The organism is uncultured Roseibium sp. (assembly GCF_947496995.1).
GTDB lineage: Bacteria > Pseudomonadota > Alphaproteobacteria > Rhizobiales > Stappiaceae > Roseibium.
Genome location: NZ_CANMFD010000001.1, coordinates 410,499 through 431,369, shown reverse-complemented (window position 1 = coordinate 431,369; position 20,871 = coordinate 410,499). Strand labels below are relative to the sequence as shown.

Here is a 20,871-nt window from a genome sequence, read left to right as displayed (position 1 = left end):
AAAGACTCAGGCTGAGCTTTCGTGGGGGTTTACAAATGCGCATCGCAACTGTTTTCGGGTTGTTTCTTCTTGGTTCTACTGCTTCCGCTTTGGCAGCGGATGTGCCTGTCGCCACCTTCGGCACTGTGGAACATCTTCGCCTGGAGCGTTCCGACTGGTCCGGCTTCAGCGGCGTTCTTTTTGCCGGCGGTGCGTTTTTGAACGTCTCGGGCACCGCGGAGTCCAGATATAATACGAACAAGGAAAGCAATTTTGAGCGGTCCGGGGTATTCGGCGGTTCGGTCGGCTACGATCACCAGTTCAACCAGCTGGTTCTGGGCGCTCATCTGGAGGGCATGGTCACCAATTTTCGCAGCGACGCGTCGAAAGATCTTTCCGTGCAGGGCAAGTGGCTGAGTTCGGGAACCGTCCGTCTCGGCTTCGATGCCGGTAGGTTCATGCCATATGTTTCCGCCGGGGTCGGCTATGGACGCCTGCAGGTGGACCACGAAACACGGGCCATGCTCGCGGAAGACGATATGTTTTCACCGCCGCCGGCGCGCATGCTGGAATCCTCCTATTCCAAAACAGCCCTTGCACTGGTGCTCGGCGGCGGGGTCGAGGCCCGGATCAACGACGGGTTTTTCGCGCGCGCCGACTACAAGCACTTCCGGTTTGACGATATCCAGTTCAACATGAATGAGCTTTCGACGATCATGACGGCAAGCAACAATATCGACGTGTTCAATCTCGGCCTTGGCTACCGATACTGATCGCCTCACCGATCCGCTTCAGCCGTCCCCGCGCAGGCACAATTGATAGACGCCAGCAAGGTCGTCCAGGGTCTCCGCGCTGGGGTGTGCAAGGAACCCGCTGATGACCTCACGCAAGGCCAGATGGATCTGGCGATGCTGACGCAGGCGCCGGTAGGACTTGCCGAGGGTGTAGATCTGGTCGATTTCCTCACGCGAGAAGAGATCGAGACCGGCAATGCCCAGCACGACCCCCAGATCGGCATTGGTCCGCCGGGACAGGTCATGTGCCATGAGAAACCCGAAGAGACCGGTCACGAACCGGTTTTCGAACGACAGATCGTCAAAGTCGCGTTCGGCTGTCGCGAGCACCAGCCTCATGATCGCGACAGTGGCCGCGGCGGCAAACTCGGTCGGTGTGTTGGTGTCGCGGATCTCCAGCCCGGCGGCTTCCAGCAAGCCGGCGGTCTTCAAGCGAAGTCGGTCTTCCGTTTCGACAGCTCTGAGTTCCGAAATGAATTCCGGCTCCCTTAATGAGGGACTTCCAAACAAACCAAGCATGACACCGTCCTTCCAGACGCGAGCCCACCCGCAAAAATGTAGGTCACAAATTCCTCAACGGCAAATTTTAATGTCGTATCGCGCCAGATCCGGCCAGATTCGGGCGCGAAAGTGCCTCAAGACCCCGACTTCGGCAACCCTTCAAAAGCCTCAGCGCCCCAGACGGATTTAACCCGTGCGTCGCGACCACAGGCCTTGCGATAGCCCTTGTAGGCATCGGCCCGCGAGACATACCCGAAGCGTGTCAGCGTGCGCACGTCGCTCTTGTAATAGTTCTGATGATAGTCTTCGGCCGGCCAGAAGACTGCCGGCTGTTCGACAGGAGTGACGACCTTTGACCCGAGTGTCTTGCGCGCCAGGGCAATTTCCGCCTCGGCCTGTTTTGCCTGTGCCGCGTCCAGCGGATAGAGCGCCGAGGAATACCCATGGCCGCGATCGCAGAACTGACCGCCCGCATCCGTCACGTCGATCGTTCGCAGAAAAATTCCGACCAGATCGCCATAGCTGATCCGGCTTTCGTCGAAATCGACTTTCACCACCTCCCGGTGACCGCCCCGCTCGTAATCCTTGTAGGTCGGGTTCTGCGTCGTTCCGCCGGCATACCCCGAGACGACTTCGCGCACGCCGGGAAGGGCTTCCAGATCCGATTCCACGCACCAGAAACATCCACCGGCAAGGATCGCGGTTTCCGCCTGCGCCTGTGTATAGGGAGTTGCTGCTGCAAGAGCGGCGAAGACAGATAGCGGCAAAAGGCGCTTCATGTAGGATCCTCCATCAATTGCGTTAAGAGGTAAGCCATTCGCGCGCCGAGACAACTCAACTCCCTTGCGCTTCCCCGCACAAGAGTGTGAAGCCAACGTGAGCGGTTCCATGGCTTTCCCACCGTAAGAGGCAGCGTGTCACAAGACTGCCTGCCGGTCGATGCCGGTGCTGCAGGAATGGGTTTGTGGAACCTGCCCTTCCCGGTACTTGCGGGTTCACCACGCAAAACCGGTGCCCGCATGAGGCGGCAGGTGATGCGCCGGCCATGTGGCCTGTCGAACCTCTGGAACAAAAAAAGGCCGCCCCGAAGGACGGCCTTTCAAGCTCTTGGGTTTTCGACAGGATCAGACCCGGCGTTCGACCATCATCTTCTTGATCTCGGCGATTGCCTTGGCAGGGTTGAGACCCTTCGGGCAAGCCTGGGAGCAGTTCATGATGGTGTGGCAGCGGTAGAGGCGGAACGGATCTTCCAGATCGTCCAGGCGCTTGCCGGTCGCCTCGTCGCGGCTGTCGATCAGCCAGCGGTAGGCCTGAAGCAGGACTGCCGGGCCGAGATAGCGGTCGCCGTTCCACCAGTAGGACGGGCAGGACGTCGAGCAGCAGGCACACAGGATGCACTCATACAGACCGTCCAGCTTCACCCGGTCCTCGTGCGACTGAAGCCACTCTTTTTCCGGCGGCGGCGACACGGTCTGGAGCCACGGCTCGATGGAGCGATGCTGGGCGTAAAAGCGCGTCAGGTCCGGCACGAGATCCTTCACCACCGGCATGTGCGGCAGCGGGTAGATCTTGACCACGTCGGCGGCGACCTCGTCCATGCCCTTCGTGCAGGCCAGGGTGTTGGTGCCGTCGATGTTCATCGCGCAGGACCCGCAGATGCCTTCCCGGCAGGACCGGCGGAACGTCAGGGTCGGGTCGATCTTGTTCTTGATGAAGATCAGGCCGTCCAGAACCATGGGGCCGCAGTCGTCCGCGTCGATGAAATAGGTATCTACCCGGGGGTTGCGCCCGTCGTCCGGGTTCCAGCGGTAAATGCGGTACTCACGCAGGTTGGTTGCGCCTTCCGGCTTGTCCCACACCTTGCCTTCCGTCACCTGGGAGTTCCGGGGAAGCGTCAGCTGAACCATGTCGTTACTGCTCCGCGTTGGGCCCTGGTTTCGCGTCCGGGCCGGTTGGTCTTCTGGCTCGAGATCAAAGCTCGAAGACCATGTTGTCATTCGTTCGGCCGGTCACCTGGTAGCCCCGGTTTGCCAGTTCGCTCAGGCAATCCTCGGTCCAGTAGGGCCGGCAGTTGGTTTCAAGAAGGATCACACGGGGCCAGAGGTCCCTGTCCACGTGCCGCAGGAAGGGAAGCACCACACGGTCCTCGAACCCTTCCACATCCACTTTCAATACGTCGATCTTGCGCAGACCCAGTTCGTCGGACAGGGCTGTCAGCGGCCGGACTTTCACGAAAGTCGGCGTCCAGTCGCCCGCCCACTCTCCGGTGGTCAGGTCCTTGACGAAGGTGGCAAAGCCGCAATTGCTCGGCTCCTGCCACAAGGGCAGCGTGTCGTCGCGCGGGCCGACGGCCGAGCGGACGACCGTCACACTGTCCAGCAGATCGTTGGCCCGCACATTGAACGTCAGTTTGTCCGCCGTCTGCGGATTGGCCTCTATCGCGACCACCTGCGCGCCGAGACCGGCGGCGAAGATCGCGTAAGAGCCGATATTGGCGCCGACATCGACGAACACCTTGCCCTCGCCCAGATGAGGCGCGATCAGCCTGTGTTCTTCGCGTTCCGGCAAGCGCCCCTTGGACAGGATCTTGCGGTCGTCGTAATTCTCGCCCGGATAGATGCGGAATTTCAGACCGTCCGCCTCCAGATCGTAAGGCCCCCTGAAAAGCCGTGCGACCAGAGCGCGGATGCGGATGCGCAGCCCCTTGGACAGTTCATGCCGGTCGGCCAGGCGCCAGGCAGCACGGACCATCCGTTCGACCGGATAGGTGCCGAACGGACTTCTTGTGTCCAGAAGTGTTGCTGCCTCGCTCAACCGCCCCCTCCCGTCAGTAGACGCGCGCTTTCGGCGCGATCTTCTTCGGGTCGATACCACCTTCTTCCAAGGTGGTCAGCGGATCGGTCACGACCGGGCGGTAGTCCAGCTTGATGTCACCGGCTTCATTTACCCAGGCCAGCGTGTGCTTGCGCCAGTTCACGTCGTCGCGGCCGGAGAACGGGCCGTCCTTGAAGTCCTCGCGCGCATGGGCGCCGCGGCTTTCCTTGCGGGCTTCGGCGCCGTAGACGGTGGTGATCGCGTTGGCCAGCAGGTTTTCCAGCTCCAGCGTTTCCACCAGATCGGAATTCCAGATCAGCGACCGGTCGGTCACCTTGAGGTCCTTGCGCTCTCCCCAGATCTCGGACAGACGCTTGCAACCCTGCGACAGGCTTTCCTGGGTGCGGAAGACGGCAGCGTCCTCCTGCATGGCGTGCTGCATCTTGTCGCGCAGGTCCGCCGTCGGGATCGTGCCGTTGGCATTCCTGAGACTGTCGAAGCGCTCCATGATCTTGTCGCAGCTCGCCTCGTTCGGTGTCGGTATGGCGGCTTTCCGGTCGATCACCTGACCCGCCCTAATGGCGGCGGCACGTCCGAACACCACAAGGTCGGTCAGGGAGTTCGAGCCAAGGCGGTTGGCGCCGTGGACGGAAGCGCAGGCAGCTTCGCCGACGGCCATCAGGCCCGGCTGGATGCGGGTCGGATTGTCACCATCCGCGTTCAGCACCTCGCCCCAGTAGTTGGTCGGAATGCCGCCCATGTTGTAGTGAACGGTCGGCAGGACCGGGATCGGTTCCTTGGTCAGGTCCACGCCGGCGAAAATCTTCGCCGATTCGGAGATGCCCGGCAGACGTTCAGCCAGCAGCGCCGGATCGAGGTGATCCAGGTGCAGGAAGATATGGTCCTTTTTCGGCCCGACGCCGCGGCCTTCGCGGATCTCCATGGTCATGCAGCGGGAGACAACGTCGCGGGACGCCAGATCCTTGGCCGACGGCGCGTAGCGCTCCATGAAGCGCTCGCCCTCGGAGTTGACCAGATAGCCGCCTTCGCCGCGCGCGCCTTCGGTGATCAGGCAGCCGGAGCCGTAGATGCCGGTCGGGTGGAACTGGACGAATTCCATGTCCTGAAGCGGCAGGCCTGCGCGCGCCACCATGCCGCCGCCGTCGCCGGTGCAGGTATGAGCGGAGGTTGCCGAGAAGAAGGCCCGGCCGTAGCCTCCGGTTGCCAGGACCACTGTCTTGGCAGCGAAGCGGTGCATCGTGCCGTCGTCGAGGTTCCAGGCGATCACGCCCTGGCAGACACCGTCGTCTGACATGATCAGGTCGAGCGCGAAATACTCGATATAGAATTCCGCGTTGTGGCGCAGGGACTGGCCGTAAAGCGTGTGCAGGATGGCATGACCGGTGCGGTCGGCCGCGGCGCAGGTGCGCTGTACGGGGGGACCTTCACCGAAATTCTGCATATGGCCGCCGAAGGGACGCTGGTAGATCGTGCCTTCCTCGGTGCGCGAGAAGGGCACGCCGTAGTGTTCCAGCTCGTAAACGGCTTTCGGAGCTTCACGGGCAAGGTATTCCATGGCATCGGTATCGCCGAGCCAGTCGGAGCCTTTCACCGTGTCGTACATGTGCCACTGCCAGCTGTCCGGCGTCATGTTGACGAGAGAGGCCGCGATGCCGCCCTGGGCGGCAACCGTGTGCGAGCGGGTCGGGAAGACCTTGGTGATGCAGGCGGTCCTGAAGCCCTGCTCGGCCATACCGAGTGCCGCGCGCAGGCCTGCACCACCGGCGCCGACAACGACAACATCATAGGTATGGTCGACGAATTCGTAAGTCTTGGCCATCCGGGTCAGCCTCCAAAGCCAATCTTGAGCACTGCGAAGATGCAGCCGAAACCGATAAAGACGCAGAAGAAGGAGTTCAGCATCAGGGAAAGGAACTTGATGCCTTCGCCATGCACGTAATCCTCGATGATCACCTGCATGCCGAGCTTCATGTGATAGACACCGGAGAGGATCACCAGAAGCAGGACGATCGAGACCAGCGGGTTTTTCAGCGTGTCGATGACCTCGGCATGGGTGGACCCCTGCATCGCGATCACCATGATCACGAAAAAGCTGATCAAGAAGACATTGGCGAAAGCGGTGACATGCTGCTTCCAGTAATGATCGGTGCCTTCCTTGGCGGAGCCGAGGCCACGGACCTTGTTCAGCGGTGTGCGCAAATCTTTCATGACGCTCTCCTTAACGAACCAGGTAACCGATGACCCAGAGGACCAGGGTCAGGGAAACGGAACCGATGATGGTGGCCCTGGCCATCCATTCCCGGGCTTCCTTGCCGAATCCGGAGCCCATGGCCCAGATCAGGTGACGGAGGCCGCCGAGCATGTGATGCACCAGTGCCCAGGTGAAGCCGAACAGGACCAGCCGGCCCAGGATGGAGCCGTATATATCGTTGACGAAATCGAAGTGGGACGGGCCGGCCGCGGCGGCGATCAGCCACCAGGCCAGAAGAATCGTGCCGAAATAAAGCGCCGCGCCCGTGATGCGGTGCAGGATCGACATAACCATCGTCAGAATGGGTTTATAAATCTGAAGATGGGGCGACAGCGGGCGGTTGCCCCGCAGATCGGCGTTCGACATGGAATTCCTCTCCCGTACGACGCTGGATCAACAAGTTTTCATATGGACCCATATGAAAGCATAAAAGTTGATCGATCTTAAAAATTCCGAGCGGCATGAATTCGGGAAAAACCGGCCGATTAAGACCCTGAAAAAGGCCCGATTACCGCCATCGGCGGTATTTCCTGAGTTCAGTCGCTCCAATTTACGTTCGCGTAAACGTAAGCAAATCAAAGCGTTGTTCAGAAAGGTTCTAGCGCCAACGCTTCGAAAGGTCAAAAGATCCTATAGGCCTAATTGCACCTAAACCACTTTTGAACCGTTTTAAATAGGGGCTGCGACAAATCTTCCCTACCAGGGTGTGAACTCATGAACGGAGAAGAAATGCCGGAACACTGTCAGGAACCGTGCGCCGATCCGGTTTCCTCAAGGTCAAACAGGCTTCCCGTGAGTGTTTCGTCATTTCGTGGTCAGCCGTGAGTTTACCTCGTGGTCAGCCGGTTGCCCCCTGTGCGGAACGCCGAACACCGACCAACCGGTCTCGTGCGAAAAGGTCTGCATGGCTTCTGTTCCAAGCTTGGAATTGCCATAGGGATTGAGCCCGGGCGACCAGACTGCAATCGAGGCCCTGCTCGGTGAAATCACCAGAATACCGCCGCCGACACCACTCTTGCCGGGCATGCCGACACGAAATGCGAAGTCCCCGGAGCCGTCATAATGGCCGCAGGTCATCATCAGCGCGTTGATGCGCCGGCGGCGTTCATCGGAAACAAGGGCCGGCATCTTGGGCGCATCGACCAGGAAGCGGCCCGCCATCGCCAGTTGCCGGCATGTCATCTCGACCGCGCACTGGTGACTGTAGGTGCCGATCACCTTGTCGACCGAGGCATGAAGATTGTCGAACGAGGCAAGGTAGTGGGCCAGGGAGAAGTTTCGGTGCGCGGTGGCAATCTCCGACCGGGCCACCGTTTCGTTTATGTGGATGCTCTCGTCATCCGCCGCCGCGCGGATGAAGTGCAGCAGTTCCCCCAGCGCCTCGCGCGGCCTCGACGTGGCCAGATAGGTGTCGGTGGCCACCAAGGCGCCGGCGTTGATGAAGGGATTGCGGGGAATGCCCTTCTCCCGCTCCAGCAGCAGAACCGAATCGAAGGACAGTCCGGAAGGTTCCCGCCCGACGCGCCGCCAGAGCTGCTCGCCGACCCTGCCGAGCGCGAGGGCGAGCGCGAAGACCTTGGAGACCGACTGGATGGAAAACGGCACGTCTGCGTCCCCGGCGGAAAAAAGCTTTCCGTCCGCCGTGGCGACTGCGATTCCGAACTGCCCGGGGTCTATCCCGGCAAGTTCGGGAATATAGGTCGCGACCTTGCCCTTGTCTGCCTCGGCTGCCGCAGCCTCGGCTATTTCGTTCAACAACGCCTGCATGTGGCTCTCCGTTTCGGAGACCTTTGCAGAAAGAGAAGCGAAAAAGCTAGGGCCGGGAGGCAATCAGGCCCCGGAACGATCAACCTGCCGGGCTGCCAGACGCTTGAAGAGATGCATCATGAAGATGGTCGCGAAGATCGGCGTGACCAGGTTGAGAATCGGCACCGCCAGCAAGGCGGCAATCACCAGCCCGCCCAGAAACACGGTGCCGCCGCGTGCCTTGCGGAACGCCTTGGCCTCTGCAGGGGGCATGAAGCGCATGGCGGCAAATTCGAAGAACTCGCGGCCGAGCAGATAGCCGTTGACCATAAAAAAGGCGATCAGGTTGACGCCCGGGACCAGAAGCAGCAGCAGGGCAAACAGGTTGCCGAGCACCACCACGCCCGTGAACTTGATCGTCTGACCGATGGACTGCCCCAGAGGCAGTGCCCTGCCGGGCCCGTCGCCCGGGTAGTCCCGGGTTTCCACGATGTCGGCGATCTCGTCCTGAAAGAAACCGGCGAAAAGAGCGGAAATCGGCGCAATCAGAAAGCCCAGCACGAAGACCGCTCCGATGCCGGTGAGAACCGACAGGGCCGTATCCATCCAGCCATAGGGAAGCTCGACGAAATTCGCGACCAGCCCCTGGAGGGCAATCCAGATCACCAGCAGAACGCCGAGGGTGAAACCGAGCAGCTTCCAGAAGATCGCCCGGAAGGGCGGCTCGAAAACCTGGGACATGGCACGGGAGGCAGCCTGGAACATGGAACCTTCGACGATCTGTGAATGACCGTGTCGACATAGGTGCGCAGCGATGGCGATGCAAGGCCGCAGTCTGCAGCCACCTGGATCATACCGGCGTTGTCTGCATCGCTATCCCGATGCATGTTTTTCAGTCTCAGCCGATTATTTTTTTCAATTCAGGCAGTCAGTCGAACCGTGTCCGCGCTTTCAGTGCCTGGTTAAGCGTGCCTTCGTCGAGATAGTCGAGCTCCCCGCCGACCGGAACGCCGTGTGCCAGCCGGGTGACCCGGACATCCAGATGCGAGAGCTGGTCCATGATATAGTGGGCCGTGGTCTGTCCCTCCACGGTGGCGTTGATCGCCAGGATGATCTCGGTGAACCCGTCGGCGCCGCAGCGATCGATCAGGGAACCGAGATTGAGATCTTCGGGGCCGATGCCATCGAGCGGCGACAGCGTTCCGCCAAGGACATGATAGCGGGCATTGACCGCCCCGGCCCGCTCCAGCGCCCACAGATCGGCGACATCCTCGACCACCACCAGGACGTCCTGTTCCCGTCTGGGATCGGAGCAGATGGTGCAGGGATCCGAGGTGTCGACCGTGCCGCAGGTGGAGCAGATGCCGATTTCGGTCACCGCAACGCCCATGGCTTCCGCCAGCGGAACCAGGAGCTGATCTTTTTTCTTGATGAGATGCAGGGCGGCGCGGCGGGCGGAGCGCGGGCCAAGGCCCGGCAGTTTTGCCAGCAGCTGGATCAGCCGCTCGATTTCCGGACCAGCAACACTTTTCTGCGCCATGATGTTCTCTTCAATGAAGGTTTCAACGGCCCCGAGAGGCCACTCCCCTCATTCCGCCTGACAGGCGCTTTACTCCACGCGAGAGAAGGCAAAGCGGTAACAGCCGGCAAGGACCGTCAGAACGGCAGTTTCATGCCATCAGGCAGACCAAGGCCACCCATGAGTTCCTGGGTTTTTTCCTGGATCGCCAGCTCAACCTTGGCGCGAGCTTCGGTATGGGCCGCGATGATCAGATCTTCCAGGATTTCGACCTCGTCCTCTTTCAGGAGCGAGGGATCGATATTCAAGCTCTTGAGATCGCCCTTGCCGTTGAGAGCGAGCTTGACCAGTCCTCCACCGGACGATCCTTCGACCTCGATCTCTACGATCTGTTCCTGCAGGGAGCCCATCTGGGACTGCATTTCCTTGGCCTGCTTCATCATCTTCAGGAAATCCACGGAACTACTCCTTCTAAAGCCTCAATTCGCCGGCTGTCGCCGCATACCGCTTGTCTTCGGGGTCAGCATTTAGAAGAACAATGATCGCAGATCAATCGTCTTCGTCATTCCCGAGAGCTTCGTTCAGCAGGGGATCGTTCAAAAGCGGATCTGCCAGGGCCGCTTCATCTTCCTCGCTGGTCTGCACCTTGACGTCGACAACCCGCGCACCGGGAAACTGGCTGAGAAGTGCGGCGACGGTCGGATGAGACCTGGCATCGGACAGAAGCTGCTGCTGGTTGGCTTCCTGTTCCTCATGGATGGTCGGGCGTCCCTGGGTGCGTGAAACCGCCACGAACCAGCGTTGCCCCGTCCATTCGGTCAGCTTGCGGCCGAACTCTCCGGCGATATCGGCAGGCGCGTCCTCGGTCGGCTGGATCTCGATCTTGCCGGGCTCGAATTTCACCAGCCGCATCTGCCGTTGGATCTTCACCTTGAGCGGGATATCGCCCTTTTCGGAGGCGAGAGCCACGCAATCCTGAAGGCTGCGCAGAGTATGGGCCGGCGGCGCACTCTCCTGCGGTTGCGGCACGGCCTGTTGTTGTGGCATCCCGCCCTGAATGGTCGAGAGCTGCGGTCTTGCCCCGCGCTGCTGCGAATCTGCCCCCTGCATGGTGGGGCCGTCGCCCTGCATGCCGGAACCGCGCGGCATGCCGACGGCCATGGCCTGCGCTCCGCCGCCTGTGGGGCCTCCCCCGCCCGTGGGGGCTCCGGAAGATGGCGCGCCACCAGAGGGGGCACCACCCTGGGGGGCGCCTCCCTCAAGCGGGTTCCGGCCATTGCGGATCTGTTCCATCAGATCGCCCGGGTCGGGCAGATCGGCGGCATAGGCAAGACGGACCAGAACCATGTCGGCTGCAGCCAGAGGCTTGGCGGCGGCGTGAACTTCCTGCACGCCTTTCAGAAGGATCTGCCAGGCCCGGGAGAGCAGCCTGACGGAAAGCTTTTCGGCAAACTCCCGGCCCCGGCTGCGTTCGGCCTCGGTCACGGACGCTTCGTCCGCCGACTTCGGCGCCACCTTCATGCGCGTCACGAGGTGGGTGAAATCCGCCAGATCGGTCAGCACGATGGCGGGATCCGCCCCGACCTCATATTGCGCCTGAAGTTCGCCCAGCGCCTCGTCAATACGACCGGCCATCAGATGCCCGAAGAGATCGATCACCCTGGCGCGGTCGGCGAGACCCAGCATCTGGCGCAGGTCTTCCGCCTCGATCGCGCCGCCCCCGTGGGCCATCGCCTGGTCGAGAAGGGAAAGCGAATCGCGCGCTGAGCCTTCACCGGCCCGGGCGATCAGCATCAGGGCGTCGTCGGAGATCCGGATGTTTTCCGCATCCGAGATGCGGCGCAGCAGGGCGATCAGTTTCGATTGCTCTATCCGGCGCAGGTCGAAGCGCTGGCACCGGGAGAGCACCGTGATCGGAACCTTGCGGATTTCCGTTGTGGCGAAGATGAATTTCACATGTTCGGGCGGCTCTTCCAGCGTCTTCAACAGACCGTTGAAGGCCGCATTGGAGAGCATGTGCACCTCGTCGATGATGTAGACCTTGTAGCGCGCAGTCGCCGGACGGTAACGCGCCGCATCGATGATCTCGCGGATGTCGCCGATGCCGGTGTGGGAGGCGGCGTCCATCTCGATGACATCGACATGGCGGCCTTCCATGATCGCCCGGCAGTGCGTGCCTTCCTGCTCGAGCCTGACCGTCGGCTTGTCCGCGGTGCCGGGCACCTCGTAGTTGAGCCCGCGGGCGAGGATGCGGGCCGTTGTGGTCTTGCCGACACCGCGCACACCGGTCAGCATCCACGCCTGGGCGATACGTCCGGTGTCGAACGCGTTTTCCAGCGTTTGCACCATCGGTTCCTGGCCAACCAGATCCTCGAAGGTTTTCGGGCGGTATTTGCGCGCAAGAACGCGATAAGCCCCATCCTTCGAAGCCGGTTTGGCGGTGTCGTGATCGCTCATCGGACCCGGCGCCGCTGCGGCGCCTTCCTGCGGAAAGCCTGTCTCATCCATGGGCTGCACCATAGCGATTTTTTTGCAAAGTGGGACGGGCCTTTGAAAGTTTTTCTGTGAATGGCAGGGCGGGTTCTCCACAAATGCCACCGGTTATGAAGCGTTCTTTTAACCCAGTCCTTATTTTATGGAACCAAGGGGCCATATGTAGAGTATTATTTATATGTTTACCGCATCATGCGGGCCAGAGCGGTTCCAATTTATCGCCGCCAGGCATTCCTCTCACGGAGACACCGTCATAACCAAAAAATCAAATCTTGCGAACGACATGTTCAGCCTGTGGTTTCACGCGCCGATGGTCATCGCAAAACGGTGCGAATCCATGGCAGCATCCGCTTTTGCGGGTGAAGCACACGATGCCACCGAGATGAACCGCATGGTGTTTGAAAAAGCCGAGGCTTCCATCGAAAGCGTCATGGCCATCAACAGCACCATGGCTCTCCAGGGGCTGGCCTTCTTCAAGACCATGAGTCTCGGCCGGCAGCCGGACTTTTCCAGCCGGCATGGCGAGGCTCTCGCGGCGGCGGCCGTCAAGCCCTATGCGAAGCGCGTGCGCTCCAACGAGCGCCGCCTGAATGGCGGCAAAGCCTGAAGCGACTGCTTCAAACCGCAGAAGACCCAAACAAAAAAGCACCGCTGACATCCGGCGGTGCTTTGACATTCTGAAGCCGGATACGTCCGGTATGTTGGGTGGGAGGCTGGCACGGCGACCCGTGCCGAGGCTCGTTAGGGCTGCTTCCTTCCGGACCTGACCCGGTTGGCGAGTGGCTCGTCCACCACCAACCTCCCGAGGGCCTTATATCAGAAGCCCCATGGGGTTTGGCAAGAGGGCGGCCCGTTTTTTATTTGCCGGTAGACCAGCCGTCCGCTGCAGCGTCACCCGGTCTTCCATCCCATTGTCGGCAAAAGGCGTGAAAACCATTTCACTTTGCGCCCGGTCTGCACCTATGCTGGCCGAAATTGATCGGGAAACTCTGACCCGGTTGCCCCGTACCGCTTTGCCTTGAAGCCTCTGGATCAAAGAGACATGTCCTTTTTCAACCTCAACCCGCGCCTCGAAGGCGACAGCTATTTCGTTGCGGACCTGCCGCTTTGCGCCGTGCGCCTGATGAAGGATGCCACCTATCCCTGGCTGATGCTCATCCCGCGCAAACAGGATATGGTCGAAATCATCGACCTCGACGAGCAGGACCAGCAGCAGCTCATCAAGGAGATTGCCCGCGCCAGCAAGGTGCTGCGCTCCGTGATCAACTGCGAAAAACTCAATGTCGCGGCGCTCGGCAACCAGGTGTCCCAGCTGCATGTGCATGTTATCGCGCGCTTCCGCGACGACGCTGCATGGCCGGGACCGGTCTGGGGTGCGGTGCCCGCACAGCCGTACGAGCCGGAAAAGGCGGACGATCTGATCGAACAGCTGCGGGACGCCTTCGCATCTGAAGACGAATAGCAAGGGCACCCCGGTTCGCCGGGAAGGCCATCTGGACACCCTCCCCCTGGCGTCCTAGGTTACCCCCAGTCTTTGCCGCACCCGATGCATTGCCAGCACATTTCCTTTCAAAAACTCTCCAAGGATCAGAACATGCAAGCCAGCGCCGCCGGTCTCCTGCCGATGGAGATGAGCTTTCTCGGCAACACCCTCGACCGGCAATCGACGCGGCGCGGCGACCAAAGCTATCTCTCCGGACTTTTGAACAAGCCGGACACGCAAGTGGTGCTGTCAACCGACACGACGCTGGTCTTTCCCGCCGCCGAAACGCTAGCAATCGGGCATGGGCTCTCCGCCGCCAAGGCGCTGGGAGCCGACCCGGACGAACTGGTTTTCCTGGGATTGCGGCCCGAAACCGGGCAAGCGCTCTTCGCGGCCACGCTGCCGCAGAGTGATGAGGACCTGGAGACGCAGGCGGATCTGCGGCTGGTCAACCTGAGAACGCTGGCGCTGCAGCACCTTTTCCCGCCGCAGGATCTCGGGCCGCTGGCCCAGGCCCGCGCGCTGGTGCATTGGCACCGGACCCACCGTTTCTGCTCGCGCTGCGGCGAAAAATCCTTCATGGCCGAGGCCGGCTACCGGCGAGACTGCCCTGTCTGCGGCGGTCAGCATTTCCCGCGCACGGATCCTTGCGTGATCATGCTGATCACCGATGGCGAGCGGGCGCTGCTGGGCCGTCCGGCACGGCTGCCGGAAGGCATTTACACGACGCTTGCCGGTTTCATGGAGCCGGGAGAAACCGTGGAACAGGCCGTTCGCCGCGAGACCCTGGAAGAATCAGGCATCCGGGTCGGAGACGTCCGGCTCATCGCCAACCAGCCCTGGCCGTTTCCGGCCAACCTGATGATGGGCTGCACCGGCATGGCGATATCTTCCGAAATCGAGATCGAGGATGACGAACTGGAGGCGTGCAAGTGGTGCGACCGGGAGGAGGTCCGCCAGATGATGGCCGACACGCATCCGGAAGGCCACAGGATCCCGCCGTCGATCTCCATCGCCTATGAACTGATCACCGGTTGGCTGGATAAGCGGATCTAGATCCGCCCAAAATACGAGGATGGAACGGCATGACCTGGTGCGTGTATCTGACCCACCCGGAGGTCGCGATCGACCCCGAGGTACCTGTTCCGGAGTGGGGCCTGTCGGATGTCGGCAGGCAGCGCGCGGCGAAGGCCGCCTTCCTGCCTTTTGCCGGGGACATCCGTGGCGTGATTTCGAGCGCTGAAACCAAGGCGCTGGAAACCGCACAGACCTTTGCCGCACGCCTGAACGTCTCTCAACGGACCCTGCCTTTCCTGCACGAGAACGACCGCAGCGCGACGGGTTTTCTTCCGCCTGAGGAGTTCGAGGAAACCGCCGACGCGTTCTTCGCCGATCCCTACAAGTCCGTCCGTGGCTGGGAGCGGGCAATCGATGCGCAGAACCGGATCGTCACCGGCATCCGAAGCGCCATGCGCCACGTTGCGGAGGCGGACCCCGTCCTCTTTACCGGACATGGCGGCGTCGGCACGCTTTTGATGTGCCACCTGATGGGCGCGCCGATCTCCAGAGCGCACGACCAGACGCGCGGCGGCAGCTGGTTCCGCTTCGAAAAGACCTGGCTGACGGACCAGACGGGCCGCAATTTGAGCTGGACAGAGCTTTAGGCACGCTCCAACTCAGGCTTCCGACGTGTTAGGCTCACGATAGAGAGTCAACTTCCGGAGCCTGTCTTGATCCGCCGAATTGCAACACTTTGCTCAGCCGTCCTTGCCGCTTTCGTCTTTTCCGGATTTCAGCTGCAGGCCGGTCAATACGACGCGCAGTTCAGGCAGTTCCTGAAGACCGAAATCATGCCCGCCGCACGGCAGGCGGGGGTTTCTCAGGCGACGCTCGACCGGGAGCTTGCCGGCCTCACGCCGGACACGTCCCTGCCCGGCCTCGTCGGTCCGGGCGGCAAGGGCGCGCCGCCGAAGGTCAACTTTCAGTCCGAATTCAAGTCGCCCGCCCGCTATTTCCGCGACAGCCAGTTCAACGCGCTGGTACCGCGCGGACGCAGCCTGATGCAGAAGCATGCCGCAGCGCTTCAAAAGATCGAGGCCCGCTATGGCGTTCCCAAGCGCATCATCCTGGCTATCTGGGCCCGGGAGAGCGGCTATGGCGGCGCCAAGATCCCCCATGACGCTCTGCGCGTTGTCGCGACACAGGCCTTCATGGGACAGCGGCCGGACTTCTTCAAAGGCGAGGTGATCGCCGCGCTCAAAATCCTGCAGAACGGTGACATCTCGCGGCAGGCGATGAAAAGCTCCTGGGGCGGAGCAATGGGCCAGCCGCAATTCCTGCCGTCGTCCTACTTGAAATATGCCGTCGATTTCGACGGTGACGGCAAGCGCAACATCTGGACGTCCGAGGTCGACACCATGGCCTCTATCGCGCACTACCTGTCCGAACACGGCTGGGTCAAGGACCGGGACTGGGGTTATGAGGTGATCTTGCCCGACAGCGTATCGTGCACCCGCGAGGGGCCGGACAACCGCCAGAAGATCTCCGCCTTCGCCCGGGAAGGCGTCAGGCGGGTCAGCGGCAAGCCTTTTCCGGATCATGAACTGAACCGGCCGGGCAACATTCTCCTGCCTGCCGGCCGGTATGGCCCGGCTTTCATCGCCACGGAAAACTTCTACGTGATCAAGGACTACAACGAGAGCGACACCTATGCGCTCTTCATCGGCCATCTGGCCGACCGCTACGGCAGCAACAAGGGCTTTGCCGGAGAGTGGAAACCGATGAAGGAAACCACCCGTGGCGCGGTGCGCAATCTGCAGCAGCGCCTTGAAGGCCTCGGCCATGACGTCGGCGGCGCCGACGGGCTGATCGGCTTCAAGACCCGGCGCTCCATCGGCAAGGACCAGGAAAAGAACGGCTTCTTCGCCACCTGTTGGGTGGGATGAGACGGCATTTCCATAAACGCCGCTGTTACTGATCCGGTCGCGTCTCGTCTTCGGTCTTGAGCTGCCGCAGCGCCGCTTCAATCGTTGCCTTGTAGCGCACCTGGGGCGGGCGGACATTGTGCGTGACCAGCATGCGGCGCGTCTGCTCGGATGCACCGGTTATGAAGAAGCGCACCCCGGCGCGATGGGCCTTGCGTACGGTGCCCTCGATGACGCTGGCGGCGGTTGAATCCAGGAAGGGAACCGCCGAACAGTCGAGGATGAAGTTTCGCCTCTGGTCGGCGATCCGATCCAGCACCGAGCCGACGGTGGCGGCGGCACCGAAGAAGAATGCTCCGGAGATCCGGTAGATGACCGTATGAGGATCGCTGGCGCTCTCGGCATGATAGGCATAGCGGTCGCCGTTGGTCCTGTCGGCAACATCGTCGAGCGGTGCCGGGACATGCGCTTCAACGGCAATCGTCTTCGACATCCGGTTGATGAAGAGAACAGCGCCCAGCGCGAAGCCGACGACGATGCCTTCCGTCAGGTCGCGGAAGACGACCAGCAGAAAGGTGACGAGCAGAACAAGCGCGTCGCCGCGCGACGAACGGATGAGGGCGGCGAACGCCTGCTTTTCGACCATGTTCCAGGCAACGACCGCCAGAACGCCGGCAAGAGCGGCCAGCGGAATGTAGCTGGCCAGCGGTGCGGCCACCAGCATGAAGCCAAGCAGGAACAGCGCATGCAACATACCGGCGACCGGGCCGTGTGCACCGGCGCGCACATTGGTTGCCGTGCGCGCGATTGTACCTGTCGCGCAGATGCCTCCGAACAGCGCCGAGACAATATTGGCAACGCCCTGGGCGACAAGCTCGCAATTGGAACGGTGGCGACGCCCGGTCATGCCGTCGGCGACGACGGCCGACAGCAGGGATTCAATCGATCCCAGCAAGGCGAAGGCAATCGCATCAGGCAGGATGGCAAGCATGAGTTCGCCGTCAAACACCGGCAGCGAGGGCAGCGGCAGGCTGCGGGGGATACCGCCGAAGCGGGTGCCGATTGTCTCCACCGGCAGTGCGAACAGCGTCGCGGCAAGGGACGCGGCGACCACCGCGATCAGCATGCCCGGCCAGCCCGGCCGCAGGCGTTTCAAGATCAGGATCGCACCGATCGTGAGCGCGGCCACTGTCACGGCAGCGGCATTGACCGTTGGCGCCGCAGCCGAGAGCACGGCCAGTTTCTCGACGAACTCGCCGGGCTCCGCACCCTCCAGCGTCAGTCCGAACAGTTCCTTGAGCTGGCTGGCGAAAATGATCACGGCAATGCCGGCGGTAAAGCCGACGGTCACCGGATAGGGAATGAACTTGATATAGGTGCCGAGCCGCAGGTAACCGCCGACAAGCATGAAGACGCCGGACATCATGGTAGCCAGCAGCAGACCCTCGATGCCGTGAAGGTGCGCGGTCGCGGCGACCAGCACGATGAAAGCACCCGCCGGTCCGCCGATCTGGAATCGGCTGCCGCCAAGAGCGGAAATCAGGAAACCGCCGATAATGGCGGTGAACAGACCCCGCTCCGGCGAGACGCCGGACGCGATGGCAATTGCCATCGACAGGGGCAAGGCGACAATGGCAACGGTCAGCCCGGCAATCGCGTCGGCGCGGAACTGCGGCCAGTGATAACCTTCCCGGAAAACGGTCACCAGCTTGGGCGTGAAGAGTTCGAGAAATGTCGGCTCGGGAAAACGATCCGTCCCCGGTCCGCCGGCTGTCGACCCGGTTTGCACCTGCCGAGAAGCGTCCATCCTGTCAGTCCAGTCTACTTGAATGCGACGGGACCGCCCCCGCTAGGGTACGGACCCATAAAATTGTACTTCCAGGCATCAACCCGGCAAAGAAGAGTTAGGAAAAGCCTGAAGCGCCATGCTGGTGCATGGGGCAAAGGCTTTGACGCGGCTCTTCGCAGCCGGATTGATGTCCTTCGGATCGTTCAGAAAGCGATTGTCTCCGGCGTTGCAAAATCTTGAAAACCATAAAGGTTTCCTGCGATCTTGCGCCTTGGAACCAAACGTTTTCTGAACGACCTGAAAGCATAATTTTATGAGTCCGTACCCTAAAGCGAGGAATCGCCGTCACTTGGAAAATTTCCGCACATCACTTTGCCGGAGTGCCGGAGGAACCCGGCTGCATCAGCCGGACGCCTCGCCCGCCGCCGGTGCTCGGCTGATTGTCGCCGAGGATTTCGACCCCACAGGCATTGAGCGCATCGATAACCTTCGTCAGTGTCTCAATGACTCCGCGCACATTGCCATCGCTGGCTTCCATGCGCTGGATCGTCGGCACCGAGACACCGGCCTTTTCGGCGAGTGTTTTCTGGTCGATACCGGCAAGGGCGCGGGCGGCGCGCATTTGTGCGGCTGTGATCATGCAAACTTATCCTTTGCCCCTTAGATTAACTATCTGACATATCTAAAGTCATGTTTCAAGCATTAATATTGCAGCTCTAGATACGTAGCCGGTCCTTTGTGATGTGGAAAACCGGCAACGCGCCGCAATACCCCGCCCCCAGCGTGGAGTTCGAGTCTCACGGCGGATCCCGGTTCAAGACCGGGATCGCGTGTTCCGTACGAGTGATGAGATGAGAAAGAGAAAAACCCAAAAGACGGCCGGCACTGGCGGGCGGCGGCGGCCATTGCGGATCAGACGCTGACGATGCCTTCCGGCGCGGCCTCGAGACGGAACGCCGCCGCCATCAGGGCCTTGGTGTAGTCGGTCCGCGGGGCGTCGAAAATCTGTTCCGAGGAACCGGATTCCACCACCTTGCCCTGACGCATGACGACGACCTCGTTGGCGAGCGCCCGCACAACCTTCAGGTCGTGGGAAATGAACAGATAGGCCAGGCCGTGAGCCTTTTGCAGATCGCGCAGGAGGTCGACCACCTGGGCCTGCACGCTCATGTCGAGCGCGGACGTCGGCTCGTCCAGCATGACGAATTTGGGTTCCAGAACCATGGCGCGGGCAATGGAGATCCGCTGGCGCTGGCCGCCGGAAAACTCGTGCGGGTAGCGGTGCCGGGTCGCGGCATCGAGCCCGACCTCCTCCAGCGCCTTTGCCACCCTGCGGTCGCGCTCCTCCGCAGTGATCCCCGGAAAATGCACCTTCAGGCCTTCGCCGACGATTTCGGCCACCGACATGCGCGGGCTCAGCGCGCCATAGGGATCCTGGAAGACGATCTGCATGTCCCGCCGCAGCGGACGCATTTCCTTCCAGGAATGTGTCTGGATGTCCTGCCCCTTGAAGGCGATGCGTCCGGTGGAGGAAATCATCCGCAGGATCGCCAGGCCGAGCGTCGTCTTGCCCGACCCGCTCTCACCGACGATCCCGAGCGTCTGGCCTTCACGGACCGTGACGTCGATGCCATCGACCGCCTTGATGTGATCGACGGTCTTGCGCAGGAAGCCACGTTTGACAGGGAACCAGACCTTCAGATCGTCGGCCTGCACCACGATGGGCTTTTCCGTGTCGGTCGCGGGCGGCTGACCCTTGGGTTCGGCGGCAAGCAGGTGCCTGGTGTAATCGTGCTGCGGGTTGTCGAAGATCTCGGCGACTGGCCCTTGCTCGACAATCTTGCCGTCCGTCATCACGCAGACCCTGTCGGCGAATTTGCGCACGATGCCGAGATCATGGGTGATGAAAAGCATGGCCATGCCGTGCTTGCGCTTCAGATCCTTCAACAGTTCCAGGATCTGCGCCTGCACCGTCACGTCCAGAGCCGTGGTCGGTTCGTCCGCGATCAGAAGATCCGGCTCGTTGGCAAGCGCCATGGCGATCATCACCCGCTGGCGCTGTCCGCCGGAAAGCTGGTGCGGATAGGAGTTCAGCCGCTGCTCCGGGTCGTGGATGCCGACCTGATTGAGCAATTCCAGAACGCGTGTCCTTGCCTGGGCGTCACCCATGCCCCGATGGATCTTGAGGATCTCGGCGATCTGCTTTTCCACCGGATGCAGCGGATTGAGCGAGGTCATCGGCTCCTGAAAGATCATCGACACGTCGTTGCCGCGCACCTTGCGTATCTCGCCGTCATCGGCCTGCAGGAGATCGCGGCCGTTCATGAGTATCCGGCCGGAGGGGTGCGAGGCCGTGGGATAGGGCAGCAGCTTGAGAACCGACAGTGCGGAGACCGACTTGCCGGACCCGCTCTCGCCGACCAGGGCAACGGTCTCCCTCTTGCGGACGTCGAAGGAAATCCTGTCGACGGCAAGGGTTTCCCGGCCGCTCTGGGTAAAGGCGACAGAGAGGTCTTCGACAGACAGGAGCGGCTCGTTGGTCATGGTGTTTTCACTC

21 protein-coding genes and 1 other RNA gene are annotated in these 20,871 nt (G+C 61.5%); 6 read left to right on the top strand and 16 right to left on the bottom strand.

What is annotated here, in order from left to right:
* Positions 1 to 35 precede the first annotated feature (35 nt).
* On the top strand, positions 36 to 752 hold the full coding sequence (locus Q1B40_RS01945; protein ID WP_299809210.1) for an outer membrane beta-barrel protein: 717 nt from the start codon (positions 36 to 38) through the stop codon (positions 750 to 752).
* 18 nt (positions 753 to 770) lie between these two features.
* Here the strand turns inward: Q1B40_RS01945 and Q1B40_RS01940 are convergent, their stop codons facing one another.
* The 12 genes from Q1B40_RS01940 to Q1B40_RS01885 form a co-directional block, all read right to left on the bottom strand.
* Positions 771 to 1,292, bottom strand: a complete 522-nt coding sequence (locus Q1B40_RS01940) for a hypothetical protein (protein ID WP_299809207.1) — start codon at positions 1,290 to 1,292, stop codon at positions 771 to 773.
* 116 nt (positions 1,293 to 1,408) lie between these two features.
* On the bottom strand, positions 1,409 to 2,053 hold the full coding sequence (msrA, locus tag Q1B40_RS01935) for a peptide-methionine (S)-S-oxide reductase MsrA (protein ID WP_299809204.1): 645 nt from the start codon (positions 2,051 to 2,053) through the stop codon (positions 1,409 to 1,411).
* A gap of 345 nt (positions 2,054 to 2,398) precedes the next feature.
* A complete protein-coding gene (locus tag Q1B40_RS01930) occupies positions 2,399 to 3,181 on the bottom strand; it encodes a succinate dehydrogenase iron-sulfur subunit (RefSeq protein WP_299809201.1) in 783 nt (260 codons plus the stop codon).
* 64 nt (positions 3,182 to 3,245) lie between these two features.
* Complete coding sequence (locus Q1B40_RS01925; RefSeq protein ID WP_299809198.1) at positions 3,246 to 4,088, bottom strand: FkbM family methyltransferase; 843 nt, start codon at positions 4,086 to 4,088, stop codon at positions 3,246 to 3,248.
* 13 nt (positions 4,089 to 4,101) lie between these two features.
* Positions 4,102 to 5,928 (bottom strand): succinate dehydrogenase flavoprotein subunit, encoded by a 1,827-nt coding sequence (gene sdhA / locus Q1B40_RS01920; protein WP_299809195.1) that lies wholly within the window; start codon positions 5,926 to 5,928, stop codon positions 4,102 to 4,104.
* 5 nt (positions 5,929 to 5,933) lie between these two features.
* Positions 5,934 to 6,317, bottom strand: coding sequence for a succinate dehydrogenase, hydrophobic membrane anchor protein (gene sdhD, locus Q1B40_RS01915; protein ID WP_068409049.1), 384 nt, complete (start codon positions 6,315 to 6,317; stop codon positions 5,934 to 5,936).
* A 10-nt stretch (positions 6,318 to 6,327) separates the two neighbouring features.
* The gene (gene sdhC, locus Q1B40_RS01910; RefSeq protein ID WP_299809179.1) at positions 6,328 to 6,726 is read right to left on the bottom strand and encodes a succinate dehydrogenase, cytochrome b556 subunit; all 399 of its coding nucleotides are present in this window, start codon (positions 6,724 to 6,726) and stop codon (positions 6,328 to 6,330) included.
* Positions 6,727 to 7,164: 438 nt separating this feature from the next.
* Positions 7,165 to 8,127, bottom strand: a complete 963-nt coding sequence (locus tag Q1B40_RS01905; protein ID WP_299809176.1) for a glutaminase — start codon at positions 8,125 to 8,127, stop codon at positions 7,165 to 7,167.
* A gap of 63 nt (positions 8,128 to 8,190) precedes the next feature.
* Positions 8,191 to 8,871, bottom strand: coding sequence for a sulfate transporter family protein (locus Q1B40_RS01900; protein ID WP_299809173.1), 681 nt, complete (start codon positions 8,869 to 8,871; stop codon positions 8,191 to 8,193).
* A gap of 163 nt (positions 8,872 to 9,034) precedes the next feature.
* Entirely contained in the window at positions 9,035 to 9,646 is a 612-nt protein-coding gene (recR, locus tag Q1B40_RS01895; RefSeq protein WP_299809170.1) for a recombination mediator RecR, read from the bottom strand.
* A gap of 116 nt (positions 9,647 to 9,762) precedes the next feature.
* A complete protein-coding gene (locus tag Q1B40_RS01890) occupies positions 9,763 to 10,083 on the bottom strand; it encodes a YbaB/EbfC family nucleoid-associated protein (protein ID WP_299809167.1) in 321 nt (106 codons plus the stop codon).
* 91 nt (positions 10,084 to 10,174) lie between these two features.
* Entirely contained in the window at positions 10,175 to 12,082 is a 1,908-nt protein-coding gene (locus tag Q1B40_RS01885) for a DNA polymerase III subunit gamma/tau (RefSeq protein WP_299812491.1), read from the bottom strand.
* A gap of 373 nt (positions 12,083 to 12,455) precedes the next feature.
* Between Q1B40_RS01885 and Q1B40_RS01880 the strand changes: the two genes are divergently transcribed.
* On the top strand, positions 12,456 to 12,725 hold the full coding sequence (locus tag Q1B40_RS01880; protein WP_299809164.1) for a hypothetical protein: 270 nt from the start codon (positions 12,456 to 12,458) through the stop codon (positions 12,723 to 12,725).
* Between the two features lie 98 nt (positions 12,726 to 12,823).
* Here the strand turns inward: Q1B40_RS01880 and ffs are convergent.
* Positions 12,824 to 12,921: signal recognition particle sRNA small type (gene ffs / locus Q1B40_RS01875), an RNA gene on the bottom strand.
* 239 nt (positions 12,922 to 13,160) lie between these two features.
* Between ffs and Q1B40_RS01870 the strand changes: the two genes are divergently transcribed.
* The 4 genes from Q1B40_RS01870 to Q1B40_RS01855 all read left to right on the top strand — a co-directional run bounded on the left by Q1B40_RS01870 (position 13,161) and on the right by Q1B40_RS01855 (position 16,546).
* Entirely contained in the window at positions 13,161 to 13,580 is a 420-nt protein-coding gene (locus Q1B40_RS01870; RefSeq protein WP_299809161.1) for an HIT domain-containing protein, read from the top strand.
* A gap of 132 nt (positions 13,581 to 13,712) precedes the next feature.
* Positions 13,713 to 14,657: an NAD(+) diphosphatase gene (nudC, locus tag Q1B40_RS01865; RefSeq protein WP_299809158.1), complete on the top strand. Its 945-nt coding sequence runs from the start codon at positions 13,713 to 13,715 to the stop codon at positions 14,655 to 14,657.
* Positions 14,658 to 14,686: 29 nt separating this feature from the next.
* Positions 14,687 to 15,265 (top strand): histidine phosphatase family protein, encoded by a 579-nt coding sequence (locus Q1B40_RS01860; RefSeq protein ID WP_299809156.1) that lies wholly within the window; start codon positions 14,687 to 14,689, stop codon positions 15,263 to 15,265.
* Positions 15,266 to 15,331: 66 nt separating this feature from the next.
* Positions 15,332 to 16,546 (top strand): lytic murein transglycosylase, encoded by a 1,215-nt coding sequence (locus Q1B40_RS01855; RefSeq protein ID WP_299809154.1) that lies wholly within the window; start codon positions 15,332 to 15,334, stop codon positions 16,544 to 16,546.
* 25 nt (positions 16,547 to 16,571) lie between these two features.
* On the opposite strand, the gene Q1B40_RS01850 is transcribed toward Q1B40_RS01855, so the two are convergent.
* The 3 genes from Q1B40_RS01850 to Q1B40_RS01840 form a co-directional block, all read right to left on the bottom strand.
* Entirely contained in the window at positions 16,572 to 18,332 is a 1,761-nt protein-coding gene (locus Q1B40_RS01850; RefSeq protein WP_299809151.1) for a SulP family inorganic anion transporter, read from the bottom strand.
* Positions 18,333 to 18,681: 349 nt separating this feature from the next.
* Entirely contained in the window at positions 18,682 to 18,954 is a 273-nt protein-coding gene (locus Q1B40_RS01845; protein ID WP_299809148.1) for a helix-turn-helix domain-containing protein, read from the bottom strand.
* Between the two features lie 272 nt (positions 18,955 to 19,226).
* Entirely contained in the window at positions 19,227 to 20,858 is a 1,632-nt protein-coding gene (locus tag Q1B40_RS01840; protein WP_299812489.1) for an ABC transporter ATP-binding protein, read from the bottom strand.
* Positions 20,859 to 20,871 lie beyond the last annotated feature (13 nt).

Bases quoted from the DNA above. Each gene is read 5' to 3' on its own strand.
- Q1B40_RS01905 (WP_299809176.1), bottom strand. From the start codon at position 8,127: ATGCAGGCGTTGTTGAACGAAATAGCCGAGGCTGCGGCAGCCGAGGCA.
- nudC (WP_299809158.1), top strand. From the start codon at position 13,713: ATGCAAGCCAGCGCCGCCGGTCTCCTGCCGATGGAGATGAGCTTTCTC.
- Q1B40_RS01885 (WP_299812491.1), bottom strand. From the start codon at position 12,082: ATGAGCGATCACGACACCGCCAAACCGGCTTCGAAGGATGGGGCTTAT.
- Q1B40_RS01900 (WP_299809173.1), bottom strand. From the start codon at position 8,871: ATGTTCCAGGCTGCCTCCCGTGCCATGTCCCAGGTTTTCGAGCCGCCC.
- Q1B40_RS01940 (WP_299809207.1), bottom strand. From the start codon at position 1,292: ATGCTTGGTTTGTTTGGAAGTCCCTCATTAAGGGAGCCGGAATTCATT.
- Q1B40_RS01880 (WP_299809164.1), top strand. From the start codon at position 12,456: ATGGCAGCATCCGCTTTTGCGGGTGAAGCACACGATGCCACCGAGATG.
- Q1B40_RS01850 (WP_299809151.1), bottom strand. From the start codon at position 18,332: ATGGACGCTTCTCGGCAGGTGCAAACCGGGTCGACAGCCGGCGGACCG.
- recR (WP_299809170.1), bottom strand. From the start codon at position 9,646: ATGGCGCAGAAAAGTGTTGCTGGTCCGGAAATCGAGCGGCTGATCCAG.
- Q1B40_RS01860 (WP_299809156.1), top strand. From the start codon at position 14,687: ATGACCTGGTGCGTGTATCTGACCCACCCGGAGGTCGCGATCGACCCC.
- sdhD (WP_068409049.1), bottom strand. From the start codon at position 6,317: ATGAAAGATTTGCGCACACCGCTGAACAAGGTCCGTGGCCTCGGCTCC.
- Q1B40_RS01845 (WP_299809148.1), bottom strand. From the start codon at position 18,954: ATGATCACAGCCGCACAAATGCGCGCCGCCCGCGCCCTTGCCGGTATC.
- Q1B40_RS01870 (WP_299809161.1), top strand. From the start codon at position 13,161: ATGTCCTTTTTCAACCTCAACCCGCGCCTCGAAGGCGACAGCTATTTC.
- Q1B40_RS01840 (WP_299812489.1), bottom strand. From the start codon at position 20,858: ATGACCAACGAGCCGCTCCTGTCTGTCGAAGACCTCTCTGTCGCCTTT.
- Q1B40_RS01945 (WP_299809210.1), top strand. From the start codon at position 36: ATGCGCATCGCAACTGTTTTCGGGTTGTTTCTTCTTGGTTCTACTGCT.
- msrA (WP_299809204.1), bottom strand. From the start codon at position 2,053: ATGAAGCGCCTTTTGCCGCTATCTGTCTTCGCCGCTCTTGCAGCAGCA.
- sdhC (WP_299809179.1), bottom strand. From the start codon at position 6,726: ATGTCGAACGCCGATCTGCGGGGCAACCGCCCGCTGTCGCCCCATCTT.
- Q1B40_RS01930 (WP_299809201.1), bottom strand. From the start codon at position 3,181: ATGGTTCAGCTGACGCTTCCCCGGAACTCCCAGGTGACGGAAGGCAAG.
- sdhA (WP_299809195.1), bottom strand. From the start codon at position 5,928: ATGGCCAAGACTTACGAATTCGTCGACCATACCTATGATGTTGTCGTT.